The sequence below is a fragment of the Candidatus Kapaibacterium sp. genome, from assembly GCA_025059875.1.
Lineage (GTDB): Bacteria > Bacteroidota > Ignavibacteria > Kapaibacteriales > HRBIN21 > HRBIN21.
On record JANXCT010000003.1, the window covers coordinates 171,076 to 189,521 of the forward strand.

Annotated in this window: 17 protein-coding genes and 2 tRNA genes; 16 read left to right on the forward strand and 3 right to left on the reverse strand. The window is 60.5% G+C overall.

Annotated features, from left to right (window positions below; all coding sequences use genetic code 11):
* Positions 1-11 precede the first annotated feature (11 nt).
* Entirely contained in the window at positions 12-1,658 is a 1,647-nt protein-coding gene (locus tag NZ960_05525; protein MCS7177063.1) for a VCBS repeat-containing protein, read from the reverse strand.
* Between the two features lie 84 nt (positions 1,659-1,742).
* Between NZ960_05525 and NZ960_05530 the strand changes: the two genes are divergently transcribed.
* Positions 1,743-2,906, forward strand: coding sequence for an acyl-CoA dehydrogenase family protein (locus NZ960_05530; protein ID MCS7177064.1), 1,164 nt, complete (start codon positions 1,743-1,745; stop codon positions 2,904-2,906).
* Between the two features lie 18 nt (positions 2,907-2,924).
* Positions 2,925-4,061, forward strand: coding sequence for a bifunctional phosphoglucose/phosphomannose isomerase (locus NZ960_05535; GenBank protein MCS7177065.1), 1,137 nt, complete (start codon positions 2,925-2,927; stop codon positions 4,059-4,061).
* Between the two features lie 3 nt (positions 4,062-4,064).
* On the opposite strand, the gene NZ960_05540 is transcribed toward NZ960_05535, so the two are convergent.
* Positions 4,065-4,139 (reverse strand) — tRNA-His (locus NZ960_05540).
* A gap of 123 nt (positions 4,140-4,262) precedes the next feature.
* Between NZ960_05540 and NZ960_05545 the strand changes: the two genes are divergently transcribed.
* From NZ960_05545 to NZ960_05555, 3 genes are all read left to right on the forward strand, one after another.
* Entirely contained in the window at positions 4,263-5,189 is a 927-nt protein-coding gene (locus tag NZ960_05545) for a carboxypeptidase-like regulatory domain-containing protein (GenBank protein MCS7177066.1), read from the forward strand.
* A 174-nt stretch (positions 5,190-5,363) separates the two neighbouring features.
* Positions 5,364-5,768: a rhodanese-like domain-containing protein gene (locus tag NZ960_05550; GenBank protein ID MCS7177067.1), complete on the forward strand. Its 405-nt coding sequence runs from the start codon at positions 5,364-5,366 to the stop codon at positions 5,766-5,768.
* Between the two features lie 4 nt (positions 5,769-5,772).
* Positions 5,773-7,446, forward strand: coding sequence for an N-acetylmuramoyl-L-alanine amidase (locus NZ960_05555; protein ID MCS7177068.1), 1,674 nt, complete (start codon positions 5,773-5,775; stop codon positions 7,444-7,446).
* A gap of 7 nt (positions 7,447-7,453) precedes the next feature.
* On the opposite strand, the gene uvrA is transcribed toward NZ960_05555, so the two are convergent.
* Positions 7,454-10,309, reverse strand: a complete 2,856-nt coding sequence (gene uvrA, locus NZ960_05560) for an excinuclease ABC subunit UvrA (protein MCS7177069.1) — start codon at positions 10,307-10,309, stop codon at positions 7,454-7,456.
* A gap of 97 nt (positions 10,310-10,406) precedes the next feature.
* On the opposite strand from uvrA, the gene NZ960_05565 reads away from it, so the two are divergent.
* From NZ960_05565 to NZ960_05615, 11 genes are all read left to right on the forward strand, one after another.
* Positions 10,407-11,927, forward strand: a complete 1,521-nt coding sequence (locus tag NZ960_05565) for an NAD(P)H-hydrate dehydratase (protein ID MCS7177070.1) — start codon at positions 10,407-10,409, stop codon at positions 11,925-11,927.
* Positions 11,924-12,307: a VanZ family protein gene (locus NZ960_05570; protein ID MCS7177071.1), complete on the forward strand. Its 384-nt coding sequence runs from the start codon at positions 11,924-11,926 to the stop codon at positions 12,305-12,307. The genes NZ960_05565 and NZ960_05570 overlap by 4 nt, the downstream gene beginning before the upstream one ends.
* Positions 12,304-13,461: a tRNA guanosine(34) transglycosylase Tgt gene (gene tgt / locus NZ960_05575; protein MCS7177072.1), complete on the forward strand. Its 1,158-nt coding sequence runs from the start codon at positions 12,304-12,306 to the stop codon at positions 13,459-13,461. Before NZ960_05570 ends, tgt begins: the two co-directional genes overlap by 4 nt.
* Positions 13,452-13,763: a preprotein translocase subunit YajC gene (gene yajC / locus NZ960_05580; GenBank protein MCS7177073.1), complete on the forward strand. Its 312-nt coding sequence runs from the start codon at positions 13,452-13,454 to the stop codon at positions 13,761-13,763. The genes tgt and yajC overlap by 10 nt, the downstream gene beginning before the upstream one ends.
* 2 nt (positions 13,764-13,765) lie before the next feature.
* Positions 13,766-15,013 carry a bifunctional 3,4-dihydroxy-2-butanone-4-phosphate synthase/GTP cyclohydrolase II gene (locus NZ960_05585; GenBank protein ID MCS7177074.1) on the forward strand — a complete coding sequence of 416 codons (1,248 nt, stop codon included), beginning with the start codon at positions 13,766-13,768 and terminating at the stop codon, positions 15,011-15,013.
* Positions 15,014-15,042: 29 nt separating this feature from the next.
* On the forward strand, positions 15,043-15,519 hold the full coding sequence (greA, locus tag NZ960_05590) for a transcription elongation factor GreA (protein ID MCS7177075.1): 477 nt from the start codon (positions 15,043-15,045) through the stop codon (positions 15,517-15,519).
* A 68-nt stretch (positions 15,520-15,587) separates the two neighbouring features.
* Positions 15,588-16,235: an RNA polymerase sigma factor gene (locus NZ960_05595; protein MCS7177076.1), complete on the forward strand. Its 648-nt coding sequence runs from the start codon at positions 15,588-15,590 to the stop codon at positions 16,233-16,235.
* Positions 16,201-16,779: a hypothetical protein gene (locus NZ960_05600; GenBank protein MCS7177077.1), complete on the forward strand. Its 579-nt coding sequence runs from the start codon at positions 16,201-16,203 to the stop codon at positions 16,777-16,779. Before NZ960_05595 ends, NZ960_05600 begins: the two co-directional genes overlap by 35 nt.
* Positions 16,754-17,257 (forward strand): hypothetical protein, encoded by a 504-nt coding sequence (locus NZ960_05605; protein MCS7177078.1) that lies wholly within the window; start codon positions 16,754-16,756, stop codon positions 17,255-17,257. The genes NZ960_05600 and NZ960_05605 overlap by 26 nt, the downstream gene beginning before the upstream one ends.
* Before the next feature lie 105 nt (positions 17,258-17,362).
* A tRNA-Glu gene (locus NZ960_05610) sits at positions 17,363-17,434 on the forward strand.
* A 30-nt stretch (positions 17,435-17,464) separates the two neighbouring features.
* A complete protein-coding gene (locus NZ960_05615) occupies positions 17,465-18,442 on the forward strand; it encodes an SDR family NAD(P)-dependent oxidoreductase (GenBank protein ID MCS7177079.1) in 978 nt (325 codons plus the stop codon).
* Positions 18,443-18,446 lie beyond the last annotated feature (4 nt).

The following is an 18,446-nucleotide window of genomic DNA, read 5'->3' on the forward strand; positions in this document are numbered from 1 at the left end:
TAAGGCTGACCTCACAACCGCAGTACTCGTAGCACGACTGTACCCCCTGGTGTCTGCAGCCGAAGCCAGTATGGACCTCTCGACGGCGGCAGCGGCACCCGTATGCACGAATGCCCTCCCGGAAGCCACAACGCCAGCGCCGGTAGGCTCCTCCCTCCGACATCTACCCATTGCCCCACAACCGCACCTGCCTTGGGCAAGTCAACTGAAAGGAGCAAACCATCAGTTGCTTCGAGGACTCGGACACCTGGCTCAGTTTCAGCCACTGCTCCTGCGGCAGGCTGCCAGAGGAAGAGGAAGTTACCCCTGTCTGGGTCCCAGTTGCTCACCGCTATGTCCCGCCGAGAGGAAATCACGGCCATCACCACTACCGTGTCTGCCACATCGGCCGGTAGCGACATCCACCCAGCAGCACGGTTAACCGTGTACTGGCTAGGCTGGAGCAACTGACCCCCACTCTGGACGGCAATGATGCGCTCCACAGGAGCCACGGGGAATCGGACGAGCGACCCCTTGCGGCGAAGGCGCCACGTAACGGTATCCAGGCCATCGGCGTTGACATCGGCTATAGCAAACGCCTCTACAACGCTCCGAGTCTGCGAGCTCCACTGCGGCTCCAGAGCAAAGTTCCCAGCTTCGTTCTGGTAGACCCGCACCGTATCCCACCAAGCCCCTGCCAGCAAGTCCAAGTCCCCGTCACCATCCAAGTCAACGAGGGCAACCCCAGAGCCGTAGCCAGAGAACCGGGAACGCCACGAAGGAAGCCGCTCCAGCTCCCCGGAGCGGTTACGGAAGAGCGCAACAGTACCGCTGCCACCAAGCTGGCGGTTGAAGGAGACCACAACGTCCACCCAGCCATCGCTGTCAACGTCGCCGACCGCCAAGGAGTTTGCGAACTCCATCTCCGCTGCTCTCCAGCCCGGCAGCGTATCGAGCTGACCGCCTCGGTTGTAGAAGACACAGCTTGGACCCCAACTGCAGGCAACGATGAGGTCTAGCCAGCCATCGCTGTTGATGTCCTCCCAGGCCAAATCGTAGGCGATGAGGCTCTCTGCACTCCGCCAAGAGGCCATCTCTTCTAAGTAGCCGCCGCGATTTCGGTAGACCCGCACGGGTTCCCGGACCCAGGTATACGCCTCTCCACCAGCAACAGCTAAGTCGGGTCTTCCATCGCCATCTACATCCCCCCAGGCACAGCGGAAGGTATGGAAGCGCTCGCGCGCTCGCCACGAAGGGCGCTCCTCCAGCCGTCCCCGGCGATTCCGGTAGAGCTTCACTCCACCCGGACTCCCGAAGCCCCCTTCGCCTAGGTACTCGGTGACGGCCACATCTTCCCACCCGTCACCATCTACGTCCGCCACGGCAAGGTGGCCGTGGTAGCCGCTGTCGGCAGATGACCACGTCGGCAGCCGTTCTGGCAGCCCAGTAGCGTTAGCGTAGACAACGACCGGCTGGCGTTCCATATCGTTGCCACAAGCAACGACAACGTCAGGCAGGCCATTCCCATCCACATCGCTCAAAGCCAACCCTGTGGCGTAGAACCCTTGCGGTACAGACTCCCACTGCGGGAGCTTCGCGTACGGCACCTGTGCCGCTGCCCATGCGCAACAGAGGCTCCACCATCCAACCGCTGCCTGCCAAGCCGTTCTGCGCCTCATGTCGCCAAAAATACGCACCAATTTCCGCTCCCCGCTACCGTCTATTGCTGTCGAGACACGGGGCGCGAAGCAAAGATGCCAGGCATTTCCTTCGCACTCAGCAGCGAGCAAGAAGCCATCCGCCGGATGGTCCGGGAATTCGCCGAGGACAAGATTCGCCCTGTAGCTGCCTACTACGACGAGACGCAGGAGTTCCCCCACGAGCTCTTCGCTGAGATGGGCAAGCTCGGCCTCCTGGGGATTTTAGTGCCACAGGAGTATGGAGGCGCTGGGCTGGGTTACATGGAGTTCGCTCTGATTGTAGAGGAGCTGGCTCGGGTCTGCCCAGCTATCGCTCTGAGCGTTGCGGCCCACAATGGCCTCTGCACCAACCACATTCTCAGCTTCGGCTCCGAAGAGCTCAAAGCCCGCTACCTTCCAGCATTAGCTAGCGGACAGGCCATAGGGGCATGGGCCCTCACAGAGCCTAACTCTGGTTCCGATGCTGCCAGTTTACGCACTACCGCGGTCAGAGAAGGGGATATCTACATCCTCAACGGTTCCAAGAGCTTCACTACCCACGGCGGCGTCGGCTCGATAGCAGTAGTGATGGCCGTGACCGATCCCAGTCGTGGTAAGCACGGGATCTCCGCCTTCGTCGTGGAGAAGGGTACCGAGGGCTTCCGTGCGGGCAAGAAGGAGAACAAGCTAGGCATGCGAGCAAGCGATACGACGACCCTTTCGCTGGAGAATGTCCGCGTTCCTGCATCCAATCTCATCGGTGCAGAAGGTGATGGCTACCGCCAAGCCCTGCTCATCCTTGATGGCGGACGCATCAGCATTGCTGCTCTTGGGGTTGGCTTGGCTCAAGGGGCCTTTGAGGCTGCCTTGCGCTACGCCACAGAACGCCAACAGTTCGGTACCCCACTTGTGGAGTTCCAAGCCATCCAGATGAAGCTGGCTCGGCTATCCATGGAGATAGAGGCAGCCCGACTCCTAACCTACCGAGCTGCATGGCGTCGGCAGCAAGGCCTCTCCGTCCGTCTGGAGGCAGCGCAAGCAAAGCTCTTTGCAAGCGAGCTTGCAGTGCGCGCGGCCGAAGAAGCTATCCAGATCTTCGGCGGCTACGGCTACATCAAGGACTACCCCGTGGAGAAGCTCTACCGCGATGCCAAGCTGCTGACGATCGGCGAGGGGACTAGCGAAATCCAGCGCTTCGTCATCGCTCGCCAGCTCATCCGGAATTACTCCCTGAACGGCAGCCTGTGAGCCACTAGCTGAAGCTCCATGGAGCCATCTCTAAAAGACATCGTGCTGCAGACCGACCAGTCCAGGATGCAGGACCTCCTCCTGCGCTTCCACGAGCAGCTTGAAGCCGCCTACGAGCTCGTGGAGAACGTCCCTTTAAGCGCCTTTCCACGCCGCCCCCGACGCATCCTCGTGCTTGGAATGGGCGGATCAGCAATCGCGGCAGACTTACTGCGGACCTATGTCTCCTTTACCCCCGGTGCAGACCACCTGGACATCCGAGTCCACCGCAGCTACTCTCTGCCTTCGGGTCTGATGGACCGCCAGACTCTGGTAATCGCCAGTAGCTACTCGGGAAACACTGAGGAGACACTCACCGCCTTCGAGTACGCACGACAGCGAAGCCCGTACGTCGCTTGTCTAACCAGCGGAGGACGGCTTCTGGAGCGTTGCCGCGAGCTCGGTCTTCCACATCTCCCACTTCCCCAAGGCTATCCCCCGCGCGGGACAGTAGGCTTCTCCTTCTTTGCCCTATTGCTCCTCTTCCTGCGTCTCGGCTACTTCCGTAAGGCTGTGCGACAACACACTGAAGCTGCATGGACAGCAACCCACCAGCGCCTCCAGGAGCTAGCAGCCGTCTACGGCAGCCTTGACCACTCCGACAATCCCACACTGCAGCTTGCCCACCGGCTCACCGACAAGGTACCCATCATCTATGCCTCCGACCGGATGGAGGCCGTTGGCCTCCGCTGGCGCCAGCAGCTCCACGAGAACGCCAAACACATCGCTTTCGGGAACGTCGTGCCGGAAATGAACCACAACGAAATCTGTGGATGGCTCTTCCCGACCGAATTCTCTCCGCGGCAAGTCCATTTCCTCTGGCTCTACGATCCTGAGGACCACCCTAGGGTTCAGCTGCGCATCCGCCACACGCCACAGCTCCTAGCCCCGCGAGTGCCGCTGGAATCCCACACTCCCTTCTGCCCGACCGAGCCGCACTTTCTTACCCGGCTCTTTTCCCTCCTGTACTTCGGGGACTGGCTCAGCTACTGGCTAGCCATCCTCCACCACACGGATCCAATGCCTGTACCACCCATCGAGGAGCTGAAACGGCGTCTAGCAGCATACCCCTACGAGCCAGCAGCCACTGCGCTTCCTATGGCTTCCCCCTCGTAGCTGGGCGGGCGATGGGATTTGAACCCACGACCCCCAGGGCCACAACCTGGTGCTCTCACCGGGCTGAGCTACGCCCGCCGCGATGGCAATTACAAAATTAAAGAGACGCACCCATCAGGCCGAGGACAACAGCCTGTAACTAAAGCACCTTAAAGTGGTTTATTGGCCCAGGTGCAACAAGCCTACCGAGGGCTCACTCACATGCGAACGTGGAAGTTCGCTACTGCAGCGCTCGCCGTAGTACTACTCTCTGCCTGTGTAAAGCATCCCTCCGAACCTAAAGAACCCCCACCCTCAAGCCACCCCGACTCTTGCTGCAACACCCTCCTCATCGTGCTGCCCTACGATTCTGCCTCGGGTACCCCTGTGGTAGGAGCAAGCGTGCGAGTCCAGCAAGATCAAGGGAGTTACAACAAGACGAAGGTAACGCAACAGGACGGTGCGAGCTTTTCAGGGCTTTGCCCTGGAACTTACATCGTGCATATCTCCCACGAGCACTGCTCTGTCCGAGAACTGAGCGTCGAGTTGGGGTGCGAGGACACTGTAAAGCTCTGCATCCCATTGGACTGCGGAGAAGAGCGCGACTCCGATACCTGCTGCCGCGGCGTCATCACCGTCCGCGTCTACGATAGCCTCCAAGCAAAGCCACTACAGGCCGCAGTAGTCTGCCTCTGGAAGCAGGGGAAACTTGTAGAGACACAGCCCGCACATGACGGATCAGCTGCATTTGACAGCCTCTGCGAAGGCGAATATGTCGTAGAGGTCACAGCAGAGGGGTACCGGTCACGAGAGGTTCGTATCCACCTGCCCTGCAACGACCATGTGGAAATCTGGGTTGGCCTCCTCCCGAAACACCAGGAGTGCTGTGAGGGGATGGTAGCTGTCATCGTACAGGACTCTACCCGTGTCCAGCGGATACAGGGAGCTCAAGTTCGGTTGTGGCAGAATGGAAGGTTGCTCACTCAGCAAGGGACAGACGCGGACGGCGTCGCGCGCTTCACACGCTTGTGTCAAGGCCCATATGGAATCAGCGTCCATGCCGATGGGTACTGGCCGCGGGAACTGGAGTTCTCTCTGGGATGCAACCAGGCGATAGAGCACTGCGTTTCGCTTTCGCGGCGCCCATAAGGCAAACACTCTTGGGCAGAGATTGGCTCTAAACCCCCAATGCTGCCTGCCGTTGGCCTCCGAAAGGCCACCGAAGAGTGTTTCGCGACCGCAACCAAGTCGCTAGGTCTCACACTGCACGCTGACCTCGCTCGTCCTTTGCTCCTGGTTCCGACAGACAGTGAGGTGCTCACGATGATGATGTGGTCATTGCTGCTGATTGCCATGGGGTGGAGTATGGCTTGTGCTCAGCAGAGCGGTATTCCGACGGTGTCGCCAGAGGAGGTTTTCCGGCGATTGAAGGATACTAGCATCGTCGTGCTAGATGTGCGGACACCTGCGGAGTTCGCTGAGGGACATATCCCAGGGGCACGGCTGATTCCCGTGCAGGAGTTGGAGCAGCGGCTGCGGGAGCTAGAACCCGTGCGGAACAAGACTGTGATCGCTTATTGCCGGAGTGGGGGACGGAGTGCTTACGCTACACAGCTCCTCCAACGCCACGGCTTCAAGGTCTTCAGCATGCGCGGTGGTATCTTAGAGTGGCAGCGCCAGAAGTATCCGACTGCTACGCCGCAGTCGCCTCCTCGGCGGATTCAGTAATGGGATGTCCTGCCGCTGGTGCTGGTGCTTACTGCTGGTCGCCGGGACCGGAGCTTTCGCTCAGCAAGTCCTAAGAGTCATTACCCCAGAAGGGCGGGAGCGGTATCTTGCTCTGAGGGCCATTGGTGGGTACAGCGCCGCTGGGCTCCGCGACATAGCTAAGCACCTGTGGCACGCACAAGCTCGTCTGCTCCACCAAGGCACTACGCTCCAGGTACCAGAGGGTACCCTCTGGGCTGCGCCTCAGAGTTTCTTCCTGCGGTGGCGGACTGCTGATGGTGAAGGTACCCTGCAACTTCCGGTACCCGTCCGGTCGGACGGCTCTCAGCTCTTCATCCCTCTTCCTAGCGTAGCCGAAGCTCTCTCGATTCTGTGGAACGCGAAGGTAGAGTGGATCTCGCCAACGGAGCTACGTCTGCAGCGTCTCGCAGCGAACCCATCATCTGCTGCCCGCACGACATCACCCAGAGCCCATTCCCCAACCCCCCAGATCTCCCCTCTCCCGATACCGCCAGACACAAGCCTTGCTCCATCACCCCGCTTACCGCTTCGTAAAGTGCCCGACTCCACAGCTCCCTGGGAGCGCTTCCGGAACTGGCTCGCAACCCTTGGTTCCAGCTTCGCTGCTGCGCCCACGGCCATCACACGGATAATCGCTGAGCGGCATGGTGATACGCTGACTGTCCGCTTCAGCGCTAACGCTACAATCCAACGCTACCAGCGCCCAGAGTGGCAGGGACGCGAGGTCGTCTTCCGCATCCCAGAAGTACTCCATGCAGCCGACACACTGCCACGCCAGGCTGGGATTGAGGAGCTGCGAGCCGAACGAATCCGAGACATCATGGTCTACCGCCTCCGACTGTCGTCTCCGATCCGGGAATGCTCAGCGCAGCGGGAGGGCCCGCAGACGGTACGCCTCTCTATCCTGCTTCTCCGCGAGCAGCGGGATGCCCGCTCCGCTGAAGTCAAGCGCTGGGACTTAGACGTCATCGTCATCGATCCCGGGCACGGAGGCAAGGACTACGGGGCCATTGGAGTTCGAGGCTATGCAGAGAAGAACATCACTCTGCGCGTCGCCCTCAAGCTGCAGCAGCTCTTGAAGCGGAAGATGCCGAAAGTCCGCGTCGTCCTGACCCGCTCCGACGACCGTTTCGTCCCGCTCTACCGCCGCGGGCAGATTGCTAACGAGCACCGAGGCAAGGTCTTCGTCAGCCTCCACTGCAATGCAGCCCCAGAGAAGCCGCACTCAGCCAGCGGAATTGAGACCTATGTTCTGCGCCCCGGTCGGACACCCGAGGCAATTCGAGTCGCCGAGCGGGAAAACGCCGTGATCCGACTGGAAGCTGACCCGCAGCGGTACGAAGGGTTGCTGGAAGAGCAACATATCCTTGCCACACTGGCGCAGAGCGCCTTCATGCGGCTCAGCGACCGACTGGCTGCCCTTATCCAACAGGAACTTGTCGCAGCCACTGGGCTCCCCAACCGTGGCATTGGCCAGGCAGGCTTCTACGTGCTCCTCGGGGCCTCTATGCCGGCCGTCTTGGTGGAGATGGGATTCCTCTCAAACCCCAGAGAGGAACGCTTCCTCGCCTCCGAGGTAGGTCAGTGGAAGCTTGCTCGCGGGTTAGCAGCAGCCCTCTTCAAGTACGCCGCCGAGTATACGGCCCTTCTCGACTGAAGTAGCTTCACCGCGTGTAGCGCTGCAGCACATACCGAAGGAAGTGACCAGTGTAGCTAGCTGGGTTCTCAGCAACCATCTCCGGAGTCCCTTCAGCCACGACATAACCGCCCGCGGTGCCTCCTTCGGGGCCAAGGTCAATGACCCAGTCAGCACACTTGATAACCTCCAAGTTATGCTCAATCACGATGACTGTGTTACCCTGGTCCACCAGTCGCCAGAGGAGCTGGAGCAAGCAGCGGATATCTTCAAAGTGGAGTCCCGTCGTCGGCTCGTCGAGGATATACAGCATCCGTGTGCCGCCCTTGACGAGCTCGCGGGCCAGCTTGATGCGCTGCGCTTCCCCGCCAGAGAGTGTAGGAGCGGGCTGACCTAGACGGATATATCCCAGGCCAACCTCTGCCAAGACTGTAAGACGGCGAGCAACATGTGGAATGTCCGCGAAGAACTCGCAGGCCTCCTCGACGGTCATATCCAGCACATCGGCAATGCTCTTGCCCCGGTAGCGCACAGCCAACGTCTCAGCGTTGTACCGGCGCCCGCTACACGCGTCACACTCCACGTAAACCTCCGGAAGGAAGGCCATCTCAATCCGCCGAACCCCTGCACCTTCACACTCTTCGCACCGCCCCCCCGGGACATTGAAGGAGAAGCGCCCCGGACGATATCCACGAGCCCGAGCCTCCGGTAGGAGAGCATAGAACTGCCGAATCGGATCGAAGACCCCTGTGTACGTAGCTGGATTCGACCGCGGGGTGCGTCCAATGGGACTCTGGTCCACAGCCACGACGCCTCGGAGATGCTCCACCCCATGGAGCGCCCGGTACGGCAACGGCACCCGCGGGCTCCGGTAGAAGTGCCGCATAAGTGCCGGGTAGAGCGTGTCCATAACTAGGCTGGACTTGCCCGACCCCGACACCCCCGTTACGCAGATGAGGGTCCCCAGCGGAAAGCGAACGGTTAGGTCCTTGAGGTTGTGGCCGGTGGCTCCTTCCAGCACCAGCGCTGCACCGCTGCCGCGGCGCCGGTGTTGAGGGATAGGGATCTCCCGCTCTCCGGTGAGGTACTGGGCCGTCAGAGACCGCTGGCGTACCTCCTCCGGAAGGTCGCGAATCTTGTCCGGCGGAGCTACGAATACCACCTCACCCCCATGGATGCCGGCTCCAGGACCAATGTCGACGATGAGGTCTGCAGCCTCCATCATATCGCGGTCGTGCTCCACGACGACGACCGTGCTGTCCATATCTCGCAACTTCCGCAGTGCTGCGATGAGGCGATGGTTGTCTCGCGGATGCAGCCCAATGCTCGGCTCGTCCAAGATGTAGAGCACCCCAACCAGTTGTGAACCCAACTGGGCCGCTAGTCGAATCCGCTGCGCCTCGCCCCCCGCCAGGGTATGCGCTGGACGGTTGAGCTGCAAGTACCCTACTCCGACCTCCTGGAGGAACTCCAGCCGCCGCATGAGTTCCTGCAGGATCACCGTAGCTATCCGCCGCATGCGCTCCGGCAGCCGCTCTGGCAAATCTCGGAGCCACTCATACGCTTGGTCAATAGAGAGTGCCGTCACCTCGGCGATGTTCTTACCGTCCACACGGACGGAGAGAAACTCCTGCCGCAGCCGTCCACCTTGGCATGTTGGGCACATAACAGGGCGCATTAAGGACTCCAGCCAACCCTTCACGGCAGGCGGACCCTGCTCGTAGTAGTGCCGCAGCAAGGGGATAAGACCGGGAAACGTCACCGCCGCATCCCCCCAACCAGCCCGAAGCGTCACCTTCTGCTCTGACCCCCAGAACAGCTCATCGCGCATCGCCTCTGGAAGCTCTGCAAAAGGGGTTCGCGGGTCAACCCCCCATCGTTCCGCGAGCGCCTCGACAGAGCGCCAGAGCATTCCCCATGCTCGATCCTTCGGCAACGTCAGAGCTCCGTCGAAGAGCGGCCGGTCTGGACGAGCAACGAGAGTTTCGGGCAAGAAGTCCATGATCTGCCCGAGTCCTTGGCACGTTGGGCAGGCACCGTAAGGGGAGTTGAAGGAAAAGCTATTCGGCGCCAACTCCTGGTATGCCCGTCCGCATTGCGGACACATCCGCTGTGTGCTCACAAGCCAAGGACGCCACTGGTGAGCCTCCTCCACGAGGACGAGCGCTGTCTGCTGTCCAAGCTGTAGAGCCAACTCCAGGGAGCTGACCAACCGCTCCTGAGTGCCCGGAGCAGCAACGCATCGGTCGACTACTACCTCGATGTCATGCGTGCGGTAACGGCTCACCTGGAAGCCCGGCTCCAATTCGTGGAACTCCCCATCCACCCGCACGTACAAAAATCCCTGCTTCCGGAGCTGCTCGAAGAGCTCGCGGTAATGCCCTTTGCGCCCTCGGACAACCGGTGCGAGGATTTGGAACCGAGTACCCTGAGGCAACCCTAGCAGCTGTCCAACGATGTGGTCCAGGCTCTGCGCCTCGACGGGAATGCCACATTCCACGCAGAACTGCTGCCCGATGCGAGCGAAGAGGAGGCGGAGGTAGTCGTACACTTGGGCTAACGTACCAACTGTCGAGCGCAGGGAATGGCCAGTGGTCTTCTGCTCAATCGCAATTGCTGGCGCTAGCCCCTCGATGGCGTCTACCTCTGGCTTGGGCATGACCTGGAGGAACTGGCGGGCGTATGCCGAAAGGCATTCTACGTACCGCCGCTGCCCTTCGGCGTAGAGCGTGTCAAAGGCCAGCGACGACTTGCCTGACCCGGAGACGCCCGTAATCACGATCAGCTTGCCATGCGGCAGCTCCAAAGAGAGATTCCGCAGGTTGTGCTGCCGGGCCCCGCGGATTCGGATTGTTCGGGCTTCATCTACTGCGACGCCAGACATCTCTTCCACCAAGGCCATGTTAGCAGGCCCTTCCTAGGGCGCCAAAGCAGGCAAAGATAGGGGCGGCCATAATTTTGCGGCATTGTCGAGGCTCACCATGAAGCCAGTGCTTACTCCGGAGCAGATGCGGCAGGCCGATATGGCAGCCAAAGACCGAGGGATCCCTCCACTGCTCCTCATGGAGAACGCTGCCCGCTCGGCCTCGGAGATCCTAGAGCGTTGGTGGACACCGAGAACAGGCTCCCCTCCGTCTGCCCTCATTGCTTGCGGCAGTGGCAACAACGGTGGGGATGGCTTTGCGCTGGCTCGGCATCTCCTCTGTCGCGGCTGGCGCGTAACAGTGTGGTGGACCGGCTCACCGGATCGGATGTCTCCAGAGACAGCCACGAACTTCCAAGCCCTGCGGGGACTGCGAGTCCCGATGCTCTACATCCCACCAGGCCAACTACCCCCTCCTCCCCCACCAGTGGACATCGTAGTAGACGCACTCCTCGGTGTCGGGGCACGTCTACCACTCCGGGAGGAGCTCCGTGCCATCATTCGCGCACTCCGGACATTGCCAGCACGGCACGTTGCTCTGGATATCCCAACAGGCGTAGAAGCGGAGACTGGAGACGCTGACCCTGAAGCCTTCCCAGCAGACCTCACCATTACGATGCTCGCACTCAAGACGGGGCTCCTCCTCAACGATGGGCTTCGACTCTCAGGGCAACGGGAGATTGCCGGCCTTGGAGTCCCCGCAGACATTGCTGCCGAGTATGCTGATATCTGGGTACTGGAGGCCTCCGACATCCAGCAGCGATTCCCGCCTCGGCATCGCATCAGCACGAAGTTTGACTACGGCCGCGTTGGCATCATCGCAGGCTCGGCGGCAATGGCAGGGGCGGCAGCGCTGGTAGCGAACGCTGCCATCCGCAGTGGGGCTGGACTGGTGTACCTCTACACTCCTGGCCGCATCCACAGCGCTGTACTGCCTGAGGTCATTGCCCGTCTTGTGCCTTCTACTCCTGACGGATGGCTGGCCCCGGAGGCACTGCCTCTGATTGCGGAACTCGTAGAGCGCGTAGATGTACTCGTCATCGGGCCAGGCCTCGGAGTCACGGCGCTTCCAACCATCTCCGAGCTCCTTGTCACTCTCCCGGAACGACTGCCCGTTGTGATTGACGCCGACGCGCTCCGAGCCATCCAGCCCGAACAGCGACTCCCTCACACGCGGATCCTCACGCCCCACATTGGCGAATTCGCCCGCATGACAGGGCAGCCTCGTGACCTAATCTCTCGCCGCGCTCCCTGGATAGCACGGGAGTGGGCACAGCGATGGGGCGCGGTTGTGCTCCTGAAACACGTCCCCACGGTCATCACTGATGGCCGAACCTCGTACTGGAATTGCGGCGGCAATCCTGGAATGGCAACCGCTGGCGCAGGCGATGTACTCGCTGGCATCATCGGCGCATTTTTGGCACGTGGCCTTCCACCGCTGGAGGCTGCAGCCTACGCTGCCTTTGTCCACAGCGCCGCCGGTGACCGCTTCGTCCAAACGGCCTCAGCGGAAAGTCTCACCGCCTCAGCACTCATAGAAGCCCTCCCTGCCGTTCTGCCGTACCCAACGATCCTATGAGACGCCTGCTTGCTACCACCCCTGCCCTGCTCTACGCTGGGCTTATCGCGTATGCTTCCCACATCCCCGGCCTCCAGCCCCTATTCACCTGGTCTTGGGGCGACAAGCTCACCCATGCCTTAGTCTACGCTGGCTTCGGGATGACTCTCGCGTTCGCGGTCACGGCACAACACCAGCAGCCTTCTTTTGCTTCGATCGCGGTGTGGACACTCCTCCTCGGCGCCCTCTACGCGGCTAGCGATGAACTCCATCAACTCTTCGTCCCCAACCGCGTAGCAGATTTCCGCGATTGGCTAGCCGATGTCGTCGGGATCGGTGTCAGCCTACTGATAAGCCGTCCTCTCTTCCGATGGTGGCACCGGTGGCTCTGGAAAGGATGAGCTTCCGTGTTGTCGCAACTGACCCGCACAGCGGTGCACGGGTTGGTCTCCTCGAAACGGCGCACGGGACCGTTGAGACCCCAGCCTTCATGCCTGTCGGTACGCAAGGCACGATTAAAGCGCTGGACCATCGCCGGGCTCTGGAATTAGGAGTCCAACTCCTACTCTGCAACGCCTACCACCTCGCCCTCCGGCCTGGGAAAGCCGTCATCGAGCACTTCGGGGGCCTCCACCGCTTCATCGGCTGGCAGAAGCCCATCCTGACTGACAGCGGAGGCTACCAGATCTTCTCACTTCAGCAACTCCGGCGTGTCTCCGACGAAGGCGTGGAATTCCGTTCCCACGTTGACGGCTCCCTACACTACTTCACGCCGGAGTCTGTGATCGAGCTCCAGCGCTCCCTCGGCTCCGACATCATGATGGTGCTAGACGAATGCCCCCCATACCCCGCCGAGCATACGGCTGTAGAGCGTGCCGTCGCACGGACACTCGCATGGGCGCGCCGTTCTTTGACCGTCTTCCATGCTACACAGCCTCGCTACGGCTACTCCCAACTCCTCTTCGGCATCGGGCAGGGCGGTGTCTACGCCGACCTCCGCCGGCAGTGTCTACAAGAGCTGCTGCAGTGGGACTTCGACGGTTTTGCGATTGGCGGACTTTCCGTTGGCGAACCCACATCGGCGATGTACGAGATGGTAGCCCTCTCCTGCGAGCTCCTTCCTACAGAGCGCCCACGGTACCTCATGGGAGTCGGCACTCCAGAGAACATCCTCACCGCAATCGAGTACGGCGTGGACCTCTTCGACTGCGTCCTGCCAACCCGAAACGCCCGCAATGGGCAGCTCTTCACTACTCGAGGCAAGATCAACATCCGCAATGCTCGCTGGCGGCTCAGCGACGAACCCATCGACCCCGGCCTAGACTCGCCAGTGAGCCGTACAGTAACGCTCGGCTACTTGCGCCACCTCTTCCTTGCTCGGGAAATTACAGCCTTGATTCTGGCAACAGAGCAGAACCTGGCCTTCTACCACTGGCTCCTGGGCACGGCGCGACAGAAAATACGGGATGGTAGCTTTCGTCACTGGAAGCGCTGCTTCCTAGAGCACTTCCAGCAGGCAGTAGAAACAAGCGACGAGGATTCCCCATGCCACTGACCTACGCGGCTGCTGCACCGCAGCAAGGCGCCGATCCCACTGCAGGGCTGATTAGCACCCTCATCTTCTTCGGTGCCATCCTGCTCATCTTCTACGTGATGATCATCCGGCCGCAGGTGAAGCGCCAGAAAGAGCACCAGAAGATGCTCAGCGAGCTCAAGAAGGGCGACCGCATCGTCACTACAGCCGGCATCCACGGTACCATCACCGACATAGAGGACAGCATCGTCGTCGTCCAGATTGCTGACAACACCCGCATACGGATGGAGAAGTCGGCCATTGCAACGGTGCTGAAGAAGTAGCGATGGACATTCGACTCAACACCGTGGAGGAAGCCCTCCACGACTTGGCCTCCGGCAAGATGGTCATCGTCGTGGATGACGAGGACCGCGAGAACGAGGGCGACCTCATCTGCGCTGCTCAGTTCTGCACGCCCGATGTCATCAACTTCATGGCTTCCAAGGCGCGAGGACTCATCTGCGTTGCCATCACCGAGCAGCGTGCCCGCGAGCTTCGGCTGGACGCAATGGTTCCCACCAACACCTCTCTCCATGGCACCCGCTTCACGGTCTCCGTAGACTACATCCACGGTACTACCACTGGCATCTCTGCCTTCGACCGCGCTGCAACCGTGCGTGCTCTGGCTGATCCTGAGACGAAGCCAGAGGATTTTGCACGACCAGGGCATATCTTCCCACTAGTTGCCGTTGAGGAGGGAGTATTGCGGCGCGCTGGACATACGGAGGCTGCTGTAGATCTCATGCGCCTGGCTCGACTCAAGCCCGCCGCAGTCCTCTGCGAAATCCTCAACGAAGATGGCACTATGGCGCGGCTGCCCCAACTGTACGAGTTTGCCCAGCAGTACGGGCTCAAGCTCATCAGTGTTCGCGACCTCATCGCTTACCGGCTGCGGACAGACAACCTGGTCCGTCTCGTTGCAGAGGCTACGCTACCGACCATCGTCGGCACCTTTCGTGTCCTCGTCTACCAGAACATCGTTGACCACCAAGAGCATGTCGCCCTCGTCAAAGGACGGTGGGAGCCCGGCGAGCCCATACTGGTGCGTGTCCACTCCCAATGCTTGACCGGTGACCTCTTCGGCTCGCTCCGCTGCGACTGTGGGCCTCAGCTCCACGCTGCCCTGCGAATCATAGAGCGAGAGGGCAAAGGCGTTCTGCTCTACATGCAGCAAGAGGGACGCGGCATAGGGCTTGGGAATAAAATCCGGGCGTATGCCCTCCAAGAGCAGGGTCTGGACACCGTTGAAGCAAATCAGCACCTAGGCTTCAAGCCCGATCTACGGGACTATGGCATCGGTGCCCAGATTCTTCGGCACCTAGGCGTCCAGAAGATGCGTCTGCTAACGAACAACCCCCGAAAGGTCGTTGGGCTAGAAGCCTACGGGTTGGAAATCGTTGAGCGGGTCCCGATAGAGATTGAGCCGAACGACTGGAATTGGAGCTATCTGCTCGCCAAGAAGCACAAGTTGGGACATTGGCTTACCCTTGGGCACCTACCGGCGACGTCAAAGGAATCTGGGAACGGTCTGTAGAACAGGGTGCACCGACTGCAGTGGGAACCATGTCGGACGTCATCTACCTCTCACGACAGCGCTTCGAAGAGCTCCAGGCAGAGCTCCGTCAGCTTCGGAGCCAAGGACGGAAGGAGATTGCTCAGAAGATTGCTGACGCTCGGTCCCACGGGGACCTCTCAGAGAACGCTGACTACGACGCCGCCCTCCAAGCCCAACAGATGCTGGAGATGCGGATTGCCCGCTTGGAACGCATCCTCGCCCGAGCCCGCGTCATCGACCCCAAAGAACTCCCCAATGACGGTAAGGTGTACATCTTCTCCACCGTTCGCCTGCGGAACTGCAAGACGGGCTCTGTAGTGACTTACACGCTGGTGGGAGATGAAGAGGCGGATTTCACCAACAACAAACTCTCGGTGAGCTCCCCCTTGGGAAAGGCTCTGCTCGGAAAACAGTCAGGAGAGCGCATCCGTATCCAGGTCCCCGCGGGAGAGATGGAGTACGAGATCGTAGAAGTCCTACGCTGAGCCCAGCGCTAAACCCACAAGGGCATTATCCCTTCTAAGAGCATGGAAACCCTGACGAGCTGACTCCTATGGCGCGCCCGTCGGCACTGAGTTTCGCCAGCGATGAGGAGCTCATCGCAGAATTCTGCCATGGCGATCGCGAGTTAGCAGCAGCGCAATTCGTCCGAAGATACCAGCGGTTCGTCTACAGCATCGCCTACCGCTACCTCGGGCGTTACGAAGATGCTCAGGACGCCGCCCAGGAAGTTTTCTTGAAAGCCTTCGAACACCTCCCCCGCTTCGAGCGCCGCAGTAGCCTCCGGACATGGCTGTACCGGATCACCGTACGGGTTGCCCTCAGCATGCTGCGGCAGCGCAAACGCACTCAGTGGCTACGTTGGGAGGAAGCCTTCACCGACGACGAAGAACCGCACGCCCCCACTCCAACGCCAGAGCAGCTCCACGAACGGGAGGAATTCGAGCGCTACTTCCACCGTCTCCTGGCGAGCCTCCCAGAGAAGCAGCGGGAAACCTTCGTGCTGCGATACATCGAAGGGCTCTCGTACGAGGAGATCTCCCAAATGCTGGGGACTAGCATCGGCGGATTGAAAGCAAACTACTTCTTAGCAGTCCGCAAGCTTGCACGAGCTCTCCTCAACGGCCCATATGGAGAATACTTCCGCCAAGCTCTCAGCAGAGGCAATGACTCCGCGTCAGCAGACAACCTACAGCCGTAGAGACTTAGAGCTTCTCCTGCCAGACTACGCCTTTGGGCGACTGTCGGCAGAGGAAGCACACCGTGTTGCAGAGGTGCTCCAGGCACACCCCGACCTGGCAGCCGAAGCCGAAATGCTACGCGCAATCTTCCAGCGCCTAGAGACCACAGGATACATGCGCGAGCTGGAGCGGCACTCCAGTACACTCTCGGTGCAAGTGCTCAACCGCTGGAAGTCCCAACGCCAGCAACCGTCTTGGCAGAGGCTGGCATGGCTCCTCCTGCCGACCCTCGGGCTTCTCCTCTTACTGCTCTGGTGGTCTCCTCCTCGAGTGCCCTCCTCTGACACCCCAGCAACGGGACATGTCCACTTGGTGACGCCCCCGCAGGAGTCGGGGATACCGTACGCTGACGGGCTAGTCACGTTCACGTATTGGAGCTCCGGCGTACCACCTGTTGTCCCTGTCCTACCGTCGCAGCCGATTCCCCAGCACGAGCTTGAGGAGCTGCTTAACAGCCTTCCAGAAATAGAGGTCAGCGATGCGGCAGAACCCTATGCTCCGTAACCTCGCTCTCTCCTTGGGCCTCCTGCTCTCGTACGTACTCTCCCTTCTGGCACAGGAGGGCACGAGTGACACCGCCGAGGTAGCCCGTTGGGAGAGGGCAAAGCGACAGTTGGAGCGATGGAAACTGCTGCGCCTCCTGGAAGAAGTCAAGCTGGACGAGACGACCGGCCAGCAGTTTCTCCTACTGTACACGATCTACAGCCGCCGCATCGACAGCACCCTGCGACAAATCGAAGAGGCAGCGAACCGCCTGTCGGCTGCTCTCCAGACCCCACAGGCCTCCAGTGAACGGGAGCGTGCACTCCAAGATCTCTTGAACCGGCAGCAGGAACTGCTGCGTCTGCTTCGGCAGCGGACTGAAGCTGTGCGCTCCGTGCTCTCCGAGGAACAGTTCGCACGCTACGTGCTCTTCGAGCACCGCTTCCCACGCGAAATGGAGCGCACCCTCTTCCAGCACCGCTTCAAGCGGAGGAGGTAGTCCCATACTCCGCAACCTTCAAGCCTGCTACAGGCAGCCGAGACTTTCTTGAGATCAAGCTCCGTCTTACGGATTTCCGCTAATTTTGTCCTCGAACGAGGCTCTGCCCCCATCGACTAAGGGTTAGGTCACCACTCTTTCAAGGTGGCGGTACGGGTTCGAATCCCGTTGGGGGCACACGGCAGCGGGGGTATGGCTGCAGGGTAGATGCCCACATATGTAGTGACCGGATGCGCAGGCTTCATTGGATGGAAGACTTCCGAACGGCTCCTCCAGCAGGGCGCAACGGTTGTAGGGATAGACAATCTCAATGATGCCTACGACCCACGACTCAAGCTGTGGCGTCTGCGCCGACTTCAGGAGTATACTGGGTTTCACTTCCTCCGGGCTGACATCACGGACCTCGGGGCTATACAGCCCATCCTCCAGCGCTTCCAACCCGAAGCTGTCATTAACCTTGCCGCTCGCGCTGGCGTGCGGTATAGCCTGCAGGACCCCTGGAGCTACTACGCTACGAACCTGACTGGCACGCTGAACCTACTGGAGCTCTGCCGAAGACTCGGAATCTCTAAGTTCGTCCTTGCCTCCACCTCTAGCGTCTACGGAGCCGGGACTCCCCCATTCCGGGAAGAAGACGCGACCGAGCATCCTCGTTCCCCGTACGCTGCTTCCAAGCGTGCTGCTGAGCTCCTCTGCGCAACATACCACGAACTATACGGGCTAGATATCACTGTACTGCGCTACTTCACCGTCTACGGCCCTGCCGGGCGACCCGACATGAGCTTGTTCATCTTCACCGAACACCTCCTTCGAGGCGAACCGTTGGAGATCTTTGGTGATGGACAGCAGCAGCGGGATTTCACCTACGTTGATGACATCGCCGAGGGAACTATCCACGCCCTTCGTCCACTGGGATATGCTGTCATCAACCTAGGCAACCGACAACCTATTCGTCTGCTGGACGCGGTGAGGACTTTGGAGTACCTCCTCGAGCGGAGGGCTCAACTCCTGTTCCGGCCGGCTCACCCGGCAGATGTCCCTACAACGGAAGCCAACATTGACCGCGCCCGAGCCTTGCTGGGATGGGAGCCTAGTACTCCCTTCTCCGAGGGCATCCGCCACATGGTCGCGTGGCATTTGCAGCATCGCCATGAAATAGAACAGCTCACCCTGGAATCTCCGTAGCCTC

Excerpts from the sequence above, each read along its gene's own strand:
- tgt (MCS7177072.1), top strand. The coding sequence starts at position 12,304 with ATGAGCTTCCGTGTTGTCGCAACTGACCCGCACAGCGGTGCACGGGTT.
- NZ960_05545 (MCS7177066.1), top strand. The coding sequence starts at position 4,263 with ATGCGAACGTGGAAGTTCGCTACTGCAGCGCTCGCCGTAGTACTACTC.
- greA (MCS7177075.1), top strand. The coding sequence starts at position 15,043 with ATGTCGGACGTCATCTACCTCTCACGACAGCGCTTCGAAGAGCTCCAG.
- NZ960_05605 (MCS7177078.1), top strand. The coding sequence starts at position 16,754 with ATGCGGCAGAACCCTATGCTCCGTAACCTCGCTCTCTCCTTGGGCCTC.
- NZ960_05570 (MCS7177071.1), top strand. The coding sequence starts at position 11,924 with ATGAGACGCCTGCTTGCTACCACCCCTGCCCTGCTCTACGCTGGGCTT.
- NZ960_05600 (MCS7177077.1), top strand. The coding sequence starts at position 16,201 with ATGACTCCGCGTCAGCAGACAACCTACAGCCGTAGAGACTTAGAGCTT.
- NZ960_05535 (MCS7177065.1), top strand. The coding sequence starts at position 2,925 with ATGGAGCCATCTCTAAAAGACATCGTGCTGCAGACCGACCAGTCCAGG.
- NZ960_05585 (MCS7177074.1), top strand. The coding sequence starts at position 13,766 with ATGGACATTCGACTCAACACCGTGGAGGAAGCCCTCCACGACTTGGCC.
- NZ960_05615 (MCS7177079.1), top strand. The coding sequence starts at position 17,465 with ATGCCCACATATGTAGTGACCGGATGCGCAGGCTTCATTGGATGGAAG.
- NZ960_05565 (MCS7177070.1), top strand. The coding sequence starts at position 10,407 with ATGAAGCCAGTGCTTACTCCGGAGCAGATGCGGCAGGCCGATATGGCA.
- NZ960_05555 (MCS7177068.1), top strand. The coding sequence starts at position 5,773 with ATGTCCTGCCGCTGGTGCTGGTGCTTACTGCTGGTCGCCGGGACCGGA.
- yajC (MCS7177073.1), top strand. The coding sequence starts at position 13,452 with ATGCCACTGACCTACGCGGCTGCTGCACCGCAGCAAGGCGCCGATCCC.
- uvrA (MCS7177069.1), bottom strand. The coding sequence starts at position 10,309 with ATGTCTGGCGTCGCAGTAGATGAAGCCCGAACAATCCGAATCCGCGGG.
- NZ960_05525 (MCS7177063.1), bottom strand. The coding sequence starts at position 1,658 with ATGAGGCGCAGAACGGCTTGGCAGGCAGCGGTTGGATGGTGGAGCCTC.
- NZ960_05550 (MCS7177067.1), top strand. The coding sequence starts at position 5,364 with ATGATGATGTGGTCATTGCTGCTGATTGCCATGGGGTGGAGTATGGCT.
- NZ960_05595 (MCS7177076.1), top strand. The coding sequence starts at position 15,588 with ATGGCGCGCCCGTCGGCACTGAGTTTCGCCAGCGATGAGGAGCTCATC.